Below are 11756 nucleotides of genomic sequence, written 5' to 3' on the forward strand. Positions count from 1 at the left end.
TTTCACGCCCATGAACGAAACCCGCAGCGCCCTCGTCGTCGACGATGAACGCGACATCCGCGAACTGCTGGTACTGACCCTCGGCCGCATGGGGCTGCGTATCAGTACCGCCGCCAACCTTGCCGAAGCGCGCGAGCTGCTGGCCAGCAATCCGTATGACCTGTGCATCACCGACATGCGCCTGCCGGATGGCAACGGCATCGAGCTGGTCAGCGAAATCGCCCAGCACTACCCGCGCACCCCGGTGGCGATGATCACCGCCTTCGGCAGCATGGACCTGGCCGTGGAAGCCCTGAAGGCCGGCGCCTTCGACTTCGTCAGCAAGCCGGTGGACATCTCGGTGCTGCGTGGCCTGGTCAAGCACGCGCTGGAACTCAACAACGCCGAGCGCCCCGCGCCCGGCCCCAGTGCCGAGCAGGGCGCGCGCCTGCTTGGCGATTCGCCGGCCATGGACGTGCTGCGGACCACCATCGGCAAGGTCGCGCGCAGCCAGGCACCGGTCTACATCCTGGGCGAATCCGGGGTCGGCAAGGAACTGGTCGCGCGCACCATCCATGCCCAGGGCGCGCGCGCGGCCGGCCCGTTCGTGCCGGTCAACTGCGGCGCCATCCCGGGCGAACTGATGGAGAGCGAGTTCTTCGGCCACCGCAAGGGCAGCTTCAGCGGCGCGCATGCCGACAAGCCCGGCCTGTTCCAGGCCGCGCATGGCGGCACCCTGTTCCTGGACGAGGTGGCCGAGCTGCCCCTGCAGATGCAGGTGAAGCTGCTGCGCGCGATCCAGGAGAAGTCGGTGCGCGCGGTCGGTGCCGCCAACGAAGAGCCGGTGGACGTACGCATCCTCTCGGCCACCCACAAGGACCTGGCCGAGCTGGTCGAAGACGGACGCTTCCGCCACGACCTGTACTACCGCATCAACGTCATCGAGCTGAAGGTGCCACCGCTGCGCGAGCGCCGCCAGGACCTGCCGGAACTGGCCGCCGCAATACTGACGCGACTGGCCCGCAGCCACGGCCGCGCCACCCCGCTGCTGGCGCCCTCAGCGCTGGAAGCGTTGGCGCTTTACGGCTTCCCCGGCAACGTGCGCGAGCTGGAGAACATCCTGGAACGTGCCTTGGCGCTGGCCGAGGAAGACTGCATCGGCGCTGATGACCTGCGCCTGCCACAGCACGCCCCGCGCGGCCCTGGCAGTGCCGCCCCCGCTGAAGCAGTGGCCGACCTGCAGCCGGGCAGCGCCGCCCTGCCCTCCTACATCGAGCAGCTCGAGCGCAGCGCCATCCAGCGCGCGCTGGAAGAAAACCGCTGGAACAAGACCCGCACCGCCGCACAGCTGGGCATTACCTTCCGTGCGCTGCGCTACAAGCTGAAGAAGCTGGGGATGGAGTAAGGGCCGCGGGTCGCGCCATCCACGCATGGCGTGGATCGACCCACACACCGGGTAGGGCCGGCCGCTGGCCGGCAACCTCATGCATCGCGGCATCCACGCATGGCGTGGATCTACCCACACACCGGGTAGTGCCGGCCGCTGGCTGGCAACCTCACGCATCGCGGCATCCACGCATGGCGTGGATCTACCCACACACCGGGTAGGGCCGGCCGCTGGCCGGCAACCTCATGCATCGCGCCATCCACGCATGGCGTGGATCTACCCACACACCGGGTAGTGCCGGCCGCTGGCCGGCAACCTCATGGTATCGCGGCATCCACGCATGGCGTGGATCTACCCACAACCCTGGTAGGGCCGGCCGCTGGCCGGCAGCCTCATGCATCGCGCCGTCCACGCATGGCGTGGATCTACCTCAATCCTTGGTGACGCGGTTGATCTCGGCCAGGCTGGTGATGCCCGCTGCGGCCTTCTTCAACGCCGACTGCCGCAGGTCATTCACCCCGATCTGCTGCGCGGCCTCGGCAATCTGCAGCGCGTTGCCGCCGGCCAGCACGATGGTGGCGATCTCATCGGTCATCGGCATCACCTGGTAGAGACCGGTACGCCCCTTGTAGCCCTCGGTGCATTCGTCGCAGCCCACGGCTTCGTACAGTTCGATGCCCGCGTCCAGCTGCGCCTGGGTGAAACCCTCGGCCAGCAGCGCATGCTCCGGCAGATTGGACGGGCGCTTGCAGGCGTTGCACAACCGGCGCGCCAGGCGCTGGGCGATCACCAGCGTCACCGAGCTGGTGATGTTGTACGGCGCGATACCCATGTTCATCAGGCGCGCGATGGTCTGCGGCGCATCGTTGGTGTGCAGCGTCGACAACACCATGTGGCCGGTCTGCGCCGCCTTGATCGCGATCTCCGCCGTTTCCAGGTCGCGGATTTCGCCGACCATGATGATGTCCGGGTCCTGGCGCAGGAACGAGCGCAGCGCCGCAGCGAAGGTCATGCCGCGCTTGTTGTTCTGCTGCACCTGGTTGACGCCGGGCAGGCGGATTTCCACCGGATCTTCAGCGGTGGAGATGTTGCGGGTCTCGTCGTTGAGGATGCCCAGCGCGGTATACAGCGACACCGTCTTGCCCGAACCGGTCGGGCCGGTCACCAGCACCATGCCGTACGGCTTGTGGATGGCATCCAGGAACAGCTTCTGCTGGTCCGGCTCGTAGCCCAGCTTGTCGATGCCCAGCTTGGCCGCGCTGCCGTCCAGGATACGCAGCACCACCTTCTCGCCAAACAGCGTCGGCAGCGTGCTGACGCGGAAGTCGATCTGCTTGGTCTTGGACAGGTTGAGCTTGATGCGTCCGTCCTGCGGCACGCGCTTCTCGGCGATGTCCAGCTGCGCCATGACCTTCAGGCGCGCGGCGATGCGCTGGTTCAACTTCACCGGTGCGCGCGCCACCATCTTCAGCAGGCCGTCGATGCGCAGGCGCACGCGGTAGTCGTCTTCGTAGGGTTCGAAGTGGATGTCCGACGCGCCCTTGCGGATCGCATCGACCAGCACCTTGTTGACGAACTTCACCACCGGGGTGTCGTCGCCCTTGGCGTCAATGCCGGAATCGCTGCCACTGGCGCCGAGATCCTCGTCGCCCGCCGCCACGTCCAGGTTGCCCATGCCCTCGTCGTCGCCGCCCAAGGCGTCGCCGATGGTGTCGTGGCTGGCATGCCACTGTTCCAGGGTGCGGCGGATCTGGTCCTCGTCGACCAGGATCGGCTCCACCACCAGGTTGGTGTGGAACTTGATCTCGTCCAGCGAGTGGGTCGGGTTGCTGGTGCCGACAAACAGCTTGCCGCCGCGCTTGAACAGCGGCAGCACGTTGTGTTTGCGCAGCAGTTCCTCGCTGACCAGGCTCATCGCGTTCTGGTTGGCGTCGAAGGTGGACACGTCGAACAGCGGCATGCCGAACTCGACCGCGTTGGCGGCGGCCAGCTGCGAGGCATTGACCAGCTTGTTCTGCGCGAACCACGTCGGCAGCGGCTGGCGGGCGGCCGCGGCCTTGGCCATGGCGTCGCGGGCGCTGGCCTCGTCCAGGGCACCGTCCTGCACCAGGCGACGGGCCAGGCCAGTGATGCCGACAAGATTGGCGGTGGTGACAGCGTTCATAGGAATCCTTGGCTCATGGGGTCATGCAGTGCCGCGCACGTGGCACGGGCATCGCACGGGGCAGCAGAACCTGCCGTGACCCCACGGCCACCGGCATCGCCAATCCATGAGCAACACTGCCTTGCCCGGCGCTTCCGGCCTGGCAGGCACGATCCTGACTCCCCCGGTGATGATAGCCCCGTCAAGGCTTGGCCGGCATCCCATCGAAGCGCTGAACTGTGATCAGCAGCCGGTCGGGCGATAGCGTTCTTCGAACGCGCTGCCATCGCAGCTCCAGATGCCCTCGGCCGAGCGGCGCAGGATGAGGTCTTTGCCTTCCAGCGCGCTGTGTCCCTTCAAGGTGCAGCTGATGTGGCCGACACCGGATTCGCTGAGTTCGGCTTCAACGGTCGAGCAGTGGGCGTTCTGGGCGCCGCCGATGAGATTGGGTGTGACTTCGCTGACTGGACGTCCTTGATAGACGACGATTTCAACCAGCGTTTTGCCAGGACTGATATCGCCCAGCGCGGCGGTCAGCTGGGTGCGGATGATGTACGGCTGGAACGCCACCATCGCGATCCCCGCAAGGATGCCAATGATGGCCACCACGATCATCAGTTCGATGAGCGTGAAGCCCTTCTGCGTGTTCATGACTCCCCCTGTTTGATCCAGCAATCCCCATTGCTGCCTGCCGACCGTTTTTCACATTCCGATCAGCACAAGGCCCGCCGAAGCGGGCCTTGTGTTTGGTTCTCGAGGCGCATACTGAGCCAAGGCTCGTTGCGTCCCGCAGAACGTAGATCTTACTGGGTGCAACCCTTCGGACGGAACTTTTCCAGCACGTCAGTGGTGACGCAGCTGAAGCCGCCAGCGGTAGCCGTGGAACCCGTGCCGGTAGCTTCGGCATAGTTCAGAGCGATCGTGGAAGTGCCACCGATACGGCCCGGATCACGGATGGTGCAGGTCATGCCGGTCGCAGCAACGGCGATCGTGGAGCAAGCGCCAGTGCTGTTTGCCTGGAAGCCAGCGTTGGCCACGGTCGGGGTGCCACCGTCGCTGATGACCATCTCGAACTGGGTCTTGTGCGAAGCCAGGTCGGCCAGCGCAGCGGTGACCTTCGACTTCGAGGTGTAGTCCTGGTAAGCCGGCAGCGCGATGGCGGCCAGGATGGCGATGATCGCGACGACGATCATCAGTTCGATAAGGGTGAAGCCCTTCTGGTTCTTCATTGGTACATCCCCAAGATAGTAGGTGGTTGAGTTCAGTGCACGGGATCGGACCGGACATCGCCGGTTGAGCGGGCCCCGGGCCCTGCGGGTGGATCAACGCAGGTTGCGTGCCAACCCCGGCACGCCTCCCCCTGGATTTCCCCGCGCCCATGATGGCAGCAATTTCACGGATGGGAACCCCCCGCTTACGAAACTGCGATGGACGCGGCAATGTGACGCAGTACGTCACCTTTGGTCGGCAGCCGGCACGAAATCGCACGCTGGGCCGCCCGCCAACTGCCCATACGGCCTTGAACCCGCTACCATCCACGGCTAGTTACCCGCCTGGGGATGGCGGGTCTTGGGGAGCCAACATGTCTGTCAGTCGCAGTGCGATCAAGAAGGAACCGGTGGCGCGCGCCACCATGGAACTGCAACCGTTTGTCTGGGAGGGGACCGACAAGCGGGGCGTGAAGATGAAGGGCGAGCAGCTGGCCAAGAATGCCAACCTGCTGCGTGCCGAACTGCGCCGCCAGGGCATCAATCCGGGACAGGTCAAGCCCAAGCCGAAGCCGTTGTTCGGTGCCGCCGGCAGTCCGGTCAAGCCCAAGGACATCGCCTTCTTCAGCCGGCAGATGGCCACGATGATGAAATCCGGCGTGCCGATCGTGTCGGCGCTGGACATCATCGCCAGCGGGCACAAGAACCCGCGGATGAAGAAGATGGTGGACACCATCCGCACCGATATCGAGGGCGGCTCCTCGATGTACGAGGCGGTCAGCAAGCACCCGGTGCAGTTCGACGAGCTGTACCGCAACCTGGTGCGGGCCGGCGAAGGCGCCGGCGTGCTGGAAACCGTGCTGGACACGGTGGCCACCTACAAGGAAAACATCGAAGCGCTGAAAGGCAAGATCAAGAAGGCGCTGTTCTACCCGATCATGGTGGTGGTGGTGGCGATGCTGGTCAGCGGCATCATGCTGGTATTCGTGGTGCCGCAGTTCGAGGACGTGTTCAAGAGCTTCGGCGCCGACCTGCCCGCCTTCACCCAGATGGTGGTGAACCTGTCGCGGTTCATGGTGTCGTGGTGGTGGCTGATGCTGCTGATCGCGATCGGCACCGCGGTGGGCGCGATCATGGCCTACAAGCGATCGCCAAAGATGCAGCACGCGATGGACCGGTTCGTGCTGAAGGTGCCGGTGATCGGGCAGATCATGCACAACAGCGCCATCGCCCGCTTCTCGCGCACCACGGCGGTGACCTTCAAGGCCGGCGTGCCGCTGGTGGAGGCGCTGGGCATCGTCGCCGGCGCCACCGGCAACACCGTGTACGAAGAGGCGGTGCTGCGCATGCGCGACGACGTCTCGGTGGGCTACCCGGTGAACATGTCGATGAAGCAGACCAACCTGTTCCCGCACATGGTCATCCAGATGACCGGTATCGGCGAAGAGGCCGGCGCCCTGGATGCCATGCTGTTCAAGGTGGCCGAGTACTATGAGCAGGAGGTCAACAATTCGGTGGATGCCCTGAGCAGCCTGCTGGAACCGATGATCATGGTGTTCATTGGTACCATTGTGGGCGGCATGGTGATTGCCATGTACCTTCCCATCTTCAAACTCGGCGCCGTCGTCGGATAACACATACATGGCTTTTCTAGACCAGCATCCCGGCCTCGGCTACCCCGCCGCGGCCGCCTTCGGACTGCTGCTGGGCAGTTTCCTGAACGTCGTCATCCTACGCCTGCCCAAGCGGCTGGAGTGGCAGTGGAAGCGCGATGCGCGCGAGGTCCTGGAGGAACCGGACTTCTATGAACCGCCCCCGCCGGGGATCGTGGTCGAGCCTTCGCACTGCCCGCACTGCAAGCACAAGCTGAGCTGGTACGAGAACATCCCCCTGTTCAGCTGGATCATCCAGGGCGGCAAGTGCCGCCACTGCAAGGCGCCGATCTCGCTGCAGTACCCGCTGGTGGAAGCCCTGACCTCGCTGCTGGTGCTGGCCTGCGTCTGGCAGTTCGGCTTTGGCTGGCAGGGGTTCGGTGCCATCGTGCTGACCTGCTTCCTGATCGCGCTGTCCGGCATCGACCTGCGCACCCAGCTGCTGCCCGACCAATTGACCCTGCCGCTGATGTGGCTGGGCCTGATAGGCAGCATCGATAACCTGTACATGCCGGCCAAGCCCGCCCTGGTGGGCGCGGCGGTGGGCTACCTGTCGTTGTGGACGGTCTGGTGGCTGTTCAAGCAGCTGACCGGCAAGGAAGGCATGGGCCACGGCGATTTCAAGCTGCTGGCGGCACTCGGCGCCTGGTGCGGACTGAAGGGCATCCTCCCGATCATCCTGCTGTCCTCGGTGCTGGGCGCCATCATCGGCTCGATCTGGCTGTACAGCCGGGGCCGTGACCGCGCCACCCCCATCCCGTTCGGCCCGTACCTGGCCATTGCCGGCTGGTTGTACTTCATGTGGGGCGCGCCGCTGGTGGAGCAGTATCTGGTCCTGAGCGGGCTGCGCTGAGGGGATTCCCCATGAGCCGGTATGTAGTGGGCCTGACCGGCGGTATTGCCGCCGGCAAGAGCGAGGTGACCCGGCGCTTCGAGGCGCTGGGCATCGTGGTGGCCGACGCCGACCTGGCCGCGCGCGCGGTGGTGGCCGCTGGCAGCCCGGCGCTGGCGCAGATCGCCGAGCGCTTCGGCGCTGACATGCTGCTGGTCGACGGCAGCCTGGACCGGGCGCGCCTGCGTGCCCACGTCTTCGCCGACCCGGCCGAGCGAACAGCGCTGGAAGCCATCACCCACCCGGCCATCCGCCTGCTGATGCAAGAGCAGTGTGAGCAGGCGAACAGCCCCTATGCGATTGCCGCCATTCCGCTGCTGACCGAGGTTGGCGGGCGGCAGGCTTATCCGTGGCTGGACCGGGTATTGCTGGTGGATGCCCCCGAGGCCGTGCAGCACGCGCGGCTGATGCAGCGCGATGGCATCGACACCGCACTGGCCGACCGGATGATTGCTGCCCAGGCCAGCCGTGCTCAGCGGCAGGCGCTGGCCGATGACGTGGTGGTCAATGACGGGCGTCCGGACGACTTGCAGGTGCAGGTGGAACAGCTGCACGCGCGGTACCTGGGCCTGGCGGCGGGCTGAGACCTCGTTGCCGGCCAGCGGCCGGCACTTCCGAAGCGCGTCCACGCACCGCGCGGCGCTACTCCACCTGTTGCCGCGCGTGGCGGACCAGCTCTCGGGCGCCCAACAGCAAGCCATCAACCACATCCGAGCTGAGCTGCTGGTGGGCACCGCCCTGCTCGCGTGCGGCTGCAGCGGCGTGCAGCACCTGGACCAGCACATCCAAGCCCGCCAGCGTACGCCCGAGCCCAGCACGGGTTGCGGCCTGCGCGGGGCTGAGACCCTGCGCATCACACCGCCGACCATCCGGGCCGTCATGGCCATCCATGCGGGCCAACAGGGCAGGCAACAGGTCTTCGGGGTCATCGAGCAGGGCTTCGAGCCGTTCGGCCGCATTGGCAGGCAGTCGGTTGACGGCATCGCCAATGAGGGCGGAAAGATGGGGAAATTCGGGGCGTGCGGACATGGTGAGTTCCTCGCAGACGGCAAGCCACCTGCGGAGGCAAGGTGGCGGACGGTGCGGGTTGGCGTACCGGAGACCAACAATCAGCAAAGAAGCTCCAGCGGATTCTTATGAATCCCCACACACCGCCCGCCGTTGACCGGGCACACGGTGCATTTTCCACGATGGGCCCTCGCCCACCGATAGGTAGCTGAATGTCGGTTTTTTTCAGGACGCCAATCCCGGCCGGGGCACCCGCCACGGCACAGCCATCAGGCCACCCGAAGAGAAGCAGTTCTGTAGGGGAAACCACAAGCAGCGCGCGGGCTTGCCGATTCGTGCGCCGCCACACGTCCGTGCCGCGGCACCCATCACACAGCTGACGCGATGGGCCGCGTTAGCTGCGAGGCGCAGCCGCCGACTGCACGCTGGTTGCGACAACGCGCGCGATCGCTAGGCGGCTGCATCTTCCGAAGTCTGCTGCCTGCGTAGAGAGGCCTCCGCAATCGCCACACCGGGCGGATTGAGATAGCAGGTGCGCCAGCGCAGATAGCCCCACTGCCAGTGGTACTCGCGCCCGGTCAGCTGCAACGCTTCATCGAAGTCGTCAGGGCGCTGCCGCCAGTCAGTCAGCGCTTCCAGCTCCTGCACCGACATTCCCAACGGCACCCGTGGCTGGAACATCTGTCCGGAGCGTTGCATGCGCTCCCGTGCCTCCTGGTGGGACCGCTCAATCGCATCCAGCTCGCGCATCCGCTGCTGATACGCCTCACGCTCGCGCCGCTGCACGTGAATCCACTCGTCATCGTCCAGCCCGAACGGCTTGAACCATGCCCGCGAGTCGTGCACGTAGCCATCCAGAAACGCTGCCACGGGCGCCGGCGGGGCCTGCCGCGAGTCCCAGATCGCTTGGATCTGGCCATCCAGCCACTGCTGTTCCTTTATGCCCCGCAACCTCGCCTGCACGAAATCCTGCACGGGAATGCCTTGGAACCGAGGCGGCGTGGCCATGCCGTGGTGGGCCGCGAAAGGTTCCTCGGTGCGCAGGCGGGCGGTGGCGTTGTTGTAGCGCATCGCCCGCGCCTCCTGCACCAGCTCGGCATTGCCGCCGCCCAGGTCCGCGCGGTCCTGCGCAGGCGCCTGCAGGTAGCCCGGCAGGCGATCGAAGTCATCCAGATGCTGCCGACGCCATCGCAGGTACTGGCGATAATGGGCATACATCAGCACCGCGGTGCGGTTGGCCCTGGAGGCGGGGGTGCTGGCCGGCAGGAACGGCGCCATCGCCTGCAGGTACGCGTTGTAGTGCTGGCGTAGTTTCGGGGAGACCTCGAACTGACTCTGCAATTCCACTCGCGCCTTCTCAATCGGCAACAGCGGCACGCCTGCCGCCAGCGCATGCCGGTACATGTCGCACAGTGGAATCTGCGAAAGCTTGTCGGCATCCTTCGGCGAACGCCCCTGCTCACCGGGCGTGTAGCCGCCGCCCACATCCGAATGTACCCCGGGGTAAATGATCTGCTCGCAGTTCGCGCCGTTCACCAGGTCAACCGGGAACGAACCGCGTACTTCATGCGCGGCCACCATGTGCACGCAGCGGCGCACATCGGCGGGAATGCGCAGGTCTTCGGCTGTTGCCCAGCCGCCATGGCCATCGAATACCGATTCAAAGAAGCTCTGCGCAGCGCCTACCGAAGCGACCGTATCGAACAAGCCCACGAAATCGATCTGCACGGGAATGCCACACAGCCGCAACGGCCCGGGACCGTGGTCACAGGCGTCGCCGAGCCAGTTGCAGAACACGCGCGCCTCGGTAGCGCCCCGCGAGAAGCCGAACACCGATATGCGGATGCGGTCTACACGGGGATTCTGCTTCTGGAACGGGGCCACCTTCTTCGCAAGAAAGTCGCGTCGCTCCTGCAACACCGCGCGACGCGAGGTGTGATCGGCACGCGCCAGATGGGTACCACGCACCCGTTGCAACGCGCCGACCATGTTCCAGAAGCCGCCGCTCAGTGAGTTGCGAAGATCGATCTCCTCCTGTCCTTGGTTGACCGCAAGGTAGTTGGACAGCGACATCCGCGCCGCCTGTGCCAGGCGCTCTACGTCCTGTAAGTGCAGGCGGAGATCGGCGCTCATCTTGCGCGCGATGGGAACGGTGGAATCGAAGCCCATCGCGGCCGTGACGGTTGTCTCTGCAAAGTGAGTCAAGAGATGATCCTGGACCTGCATCAGCATCCAGTTCACCCGACCCTCGCCGCCCCAGCCGGCTGCCGCGCCAGCGCGCGCATGCCAACCAGTGCCAGTGTCGCCTATTTCTTTCAGCGCCTCCGTACCGACGCCTTGGATGTAGCTCGCAAAATTGGTTGGCCGACGACCAATTTCTTTGGCTCGCCCTAGATCATAGACGTCGAAGAGTCGAGACACATTGCTCTCGCTCATGTCCTTACGCTTCTTTGACGCCAGCCTGTGATTACGAGTCCCATCGAAGAAACAGCCGATTGACACATCTACTCCGCAATCCGTTTCAGCTCCCATACGGGAAGCGGAATATCTTCCTAGTTCAGTCAAACTAAGTTTCGTCGCGGGATCTGAAACGGGAGGTGCCACGCTTACTTTCATTCTGGCACCCCGCCCCCTGCCGTCGCCTCAAGAAATCCATTGATCTTTTCTGAATCACGCTCGCTGTCGGCAAAATCAAGATCGTAAGCAAATTTAGGGACTCCCGGAAAATATGGCGTAGCTATGACCCTTACCTCATCATCAGGGAAATACATAAAGAAGATGAAACCATCCAAGAATGGCTTATAGCGCGGCACAACGATCTCCTTCTCAATATAGCTATGCGGATCCTTAAGGAACATGCTACTCGTACGGTAAGCAACTGTTACTTTCAGCCCCGGATGCCAAATGCGGGGGAGTGTCACGCAGCATGTACGCCCATTGCTGCTGGTACGGGGCTCCATTCCCCCTCCCCATGCTTCGTTGATGACGACTATGCCCAGCCCTTCGTCAGAATAGTTAGCAATACCGATCGTGAGATGCATTTCTGGCGGCGCATCGGTAATGTCGTGACCAGAGGTATAGTCAATAATGCGCGGCTTCGGAGGGCCCGGCGGTGGTGGACCAACCCTGAAGTCCATGAACTTCAGCACCAAGCCAGTCAAGGCAAACAGCGCCAGCCCGATCAGAGCGCCCCTGACAAGAACCTTCTTCACCAGAGCCATTCGCTCGACACCTTTCATTCAAACGCGCCCTCGGCTACGAAGCATACTGGGGTAAATGACCTGCTCGCAGTTCGCGCCATCCACCAGGTCCACCGGGAACGAGCCGCGTACTTCATGCGCGGCCACCATGTGCACACAGCAACGCACATCGGCGGGAATGCGAAGCAGACCATCGAAAGATCCACACCACAGTCGGATCCGGATTCCGACAATGAGGCTGCACATTGCCCCGCCTCATTGGAACTGAGCTGCGTTGATTGCTCTGA

At 64.4% G+C, this 11756-nt stretch carries 10 protein-coding genes; 4 read left to right on the forward strand and 6 right to left on the reverse strand.

The annotated features are described in order from the left end of the window. Nucleotides 1–10 precede the first annotated feature (10 nt). A complete protein-coding gene (locus ACMZPQ_RS20145) occupies nucleotides 11–1384 on the forward strand; it encodes a sigma-54-dependent transcriptional regulator (protein WP_197582226.1) in 1374 nt (457 codons plus the stop codon). A gap of 412 nt (nucleotides 1385–1796) precedes the next feature. On the opposite strand, the gene pilB is transcribed toward ACMZPQ_RS20145, so the two are convergent. The 3 genes from pilB to ACMZPQ_RS20160 form a co-directional block, all read right to left on the reverse strand. Then, entirely contained in the window at nucleotides 1797–3530 is a 1734-nt protein-coding gene (gene pilB / locus ACMZPQ_RS20150) for a type IV-A pilus assembly ATPase PilB (RefSeq protein ID WP_197582225.1), read from the reverse strand. A 222-nt stretch (nucleotides 3531–3752) separates the two neighbouring features. After that, entirely contained in the window at nucleotides 3753–4160 is a 408-nt protein-coding gene (locus ACMZPQ_RS20155) for a pilin (RefSeq protein WP_197582224.1), read from the reverse strand. Nucleotides 4161–4312: 152 nt separating this feature from the next. Then, on the reverse strand, nucleotides 4313–4738 hold the full coding sequence (locus ACMZPQ_RS20160) for a pilin (protein ID WP_197582223.1): 426 nt from the start codon (nucleotides 4736–4738) through the stop codon (nucleotides 4313–4315). A gap of 353 nt (nucleotides 4739–5091) precedes the next feature. Here ACMZPQ_RS20160 and ACMZPQ_RS20165 point away from each other — a divergent pair, with 353 nt between their 5' ends. From ACMZPQ_RS20165 to coaE, 3 genes are read left to right on the forward strand one after another with little or no spacing between them, the layout of a single operon-like run. Continuing rightward, nucleotides 5092–6351: a type II secretion system F family protein gene (locus ACMZPQ_RS20165; protein ID WP_197582222.1), complete on the forward strand. Its 1260-nt coding sequence runs from the start codon at nucleotides 5092–5094 to the stop codon at nucleotides 6349–6351. Between the two features lie 7 nt (nucleotides 6352–6358). Then, the gene (locus ACMZPQ_RS20170) at nucleotides 6359–7222 is read left to right on the forward strand and encodes a prepilin peptidase (RefSeq protein ID WP_197582221.1); all 864 of its coding nucleotides are present in this window, start codon (nucleotides 6359–6361) and stop codon (nucleotides 7220–7222) included. A gap of 11 nt (nucleotides 7223–7233) precedes the next feature. Next, complete coding sequence (gene coaE, locus ACMZPQ_RS20175; protein WP_197582220.1) at nucleotides 7234–7845, forward strand: dephospho-CoA kinase; 612 nt, start codon at nucleotides 7234–7236, stop codon at nucleotides 7843–7845. Nucleotides 7846–7903: 58 nt separating this feature from the next. On the opposite strand, the gene ACMZPQ_RS20180 is transcribed toward coaE, so the two are convergent. The 3 genes from ACMZPQ_RS20180 to ACMZPQ_RS20190 all read right to left on the reverse strand — a co-directional run bounded on the left by ACMZPQ_RS20180 (nucleotide 7904) and on the right by ACMZPQ_RS20190 (nucleotide 11508). Next, complete coding sequence (locus ACMZPQ_RS20180; protein ID WP_197582219.1) at nucleotides 7904–8290, reverse strand: hypothetical protein; 387 nt, start codon at nucleotides 8288–8290, stop codon at nucleotides 7904–7906. Between the two features lie 429 nt (nucleotides 8291–8719). Further along, nucleotides 8720–10705 (reverse strand): T6SS phospholipase effector Tle1-like catalytic domain-containing protein, encoded by a 1986-nt coding sequence (locus ACMZPQ_RS20185; RefSeq protein ID WP_414485943.1) that lies wholly within the window; start codon nucleotides 10703–10705, stop codon nucleotides 8720–8722. Nucleotides 10706–10881: 176 nt separating this feature from the next. Then, nucleotides 10882–11508 carry a DUF3304 domain-containing protein gene (locus ACMZPQ_RS20190; protein ID WP_197582217.1) on the reverse strand — a complete coding sequence of 209 codons (627 nt, stop codon included), beginning with the start codon at nucleotides 11506–11508 and terminating at the stop codon, nucleotides 10882–10884. Between the last annotated feature and the right edge of the window lie 248 nt (nucleotides 11509–11756).

The sequence above is a fragment of the Stenotrophomonas maltophilia genome (assembly GCF_047497515.2).
Taxonomy (GTDB): domain Bacteria; phylum Pseudomonadota; class Gammaproteobacteria; order Xanthomonadales; family Xanthomonadaceae; genus Stenotrophomonas.

What these genes read in the sequence shown, in the direction of transcription:
- ACMZPQ_RS20145 (WP_197582226.1), top strand. Translation starts at nt 11, where the DNA reads ATGAACGAAACCCGCAGCGCCCTCGTCGTCGACGATGAACGCGACATC.
- pilB (WP_197582225.1), bottom strand. Translation starts at nt 3,530, where the DNA reads ATGAACGCTGTCACCACCGCCAATCTTGTCGGCATCACTGGCCTGGCC.
- ACMZPQ_RS20155 (WP_197582224.1), bottom strand. Translation starts at nt 4,160, where the DNA reads ATGAACACGCAGAAGGGCTTCACGCTCATCGAACTGATGATCGTGGTG.
- ACMZPQ_RS20160 (WP_197582223.1), bottom strand. Translation starts at nt 4,738, where the DNA reads ATGAAGAACCAGAAGGGCTTCACCCTTATCGAACTGATGATCGTCGTC.
- ACMZPQ_RS20165 (WP_197582222.1), top strand. Translation starts at nt 5,092, where the DNA reads ATGTCTGTCAGTCGCAGTGCGATCAAGAAGGAACCGGTGGCGCGCGCC.
- ACMZPQ_RS20170 (WP_197582221.1), top strand. Translation starts at nt 6,359, where the DNA reads ATGGCTTTTCTAGACCAGCATCCCGGCCTCGGCTACCCCGCCGCGGCC.
- coaE (WP_197582220.1), top strand. Translation starts at nt 7,234, where the DNA reads ATGAGCCGGTATGTAGTGGGCCTGACCGGCGGTATTGCCGCCGGCAAG.
- ACMZPQ_RS20180 (WP_197582219.1), bottom strand. Translation starts at nt 8,290, where the DNA reads ATGTCCGCACGCCCCGAATTTCCCCATCTTTCCGCCCTCATTGGCGAT.
- ACMZPQ_RS20185 (WP_414485943.1), bottom strand. Translation starts at nt 10,705, where the DNA reads ATGAGCGAGAGCAATGTGTCTCGACTCTTCGACGTCTATGATCTAGGG.
- ACMZPQ_RS20190 (WP_197582217.1), bottom strand. Translation starts at nt 11,508, where the DNA reads ATGAAAGGTGTCGAGCGAATGGCTCTGGTGAAGAAGGTTCTTGTCAGG.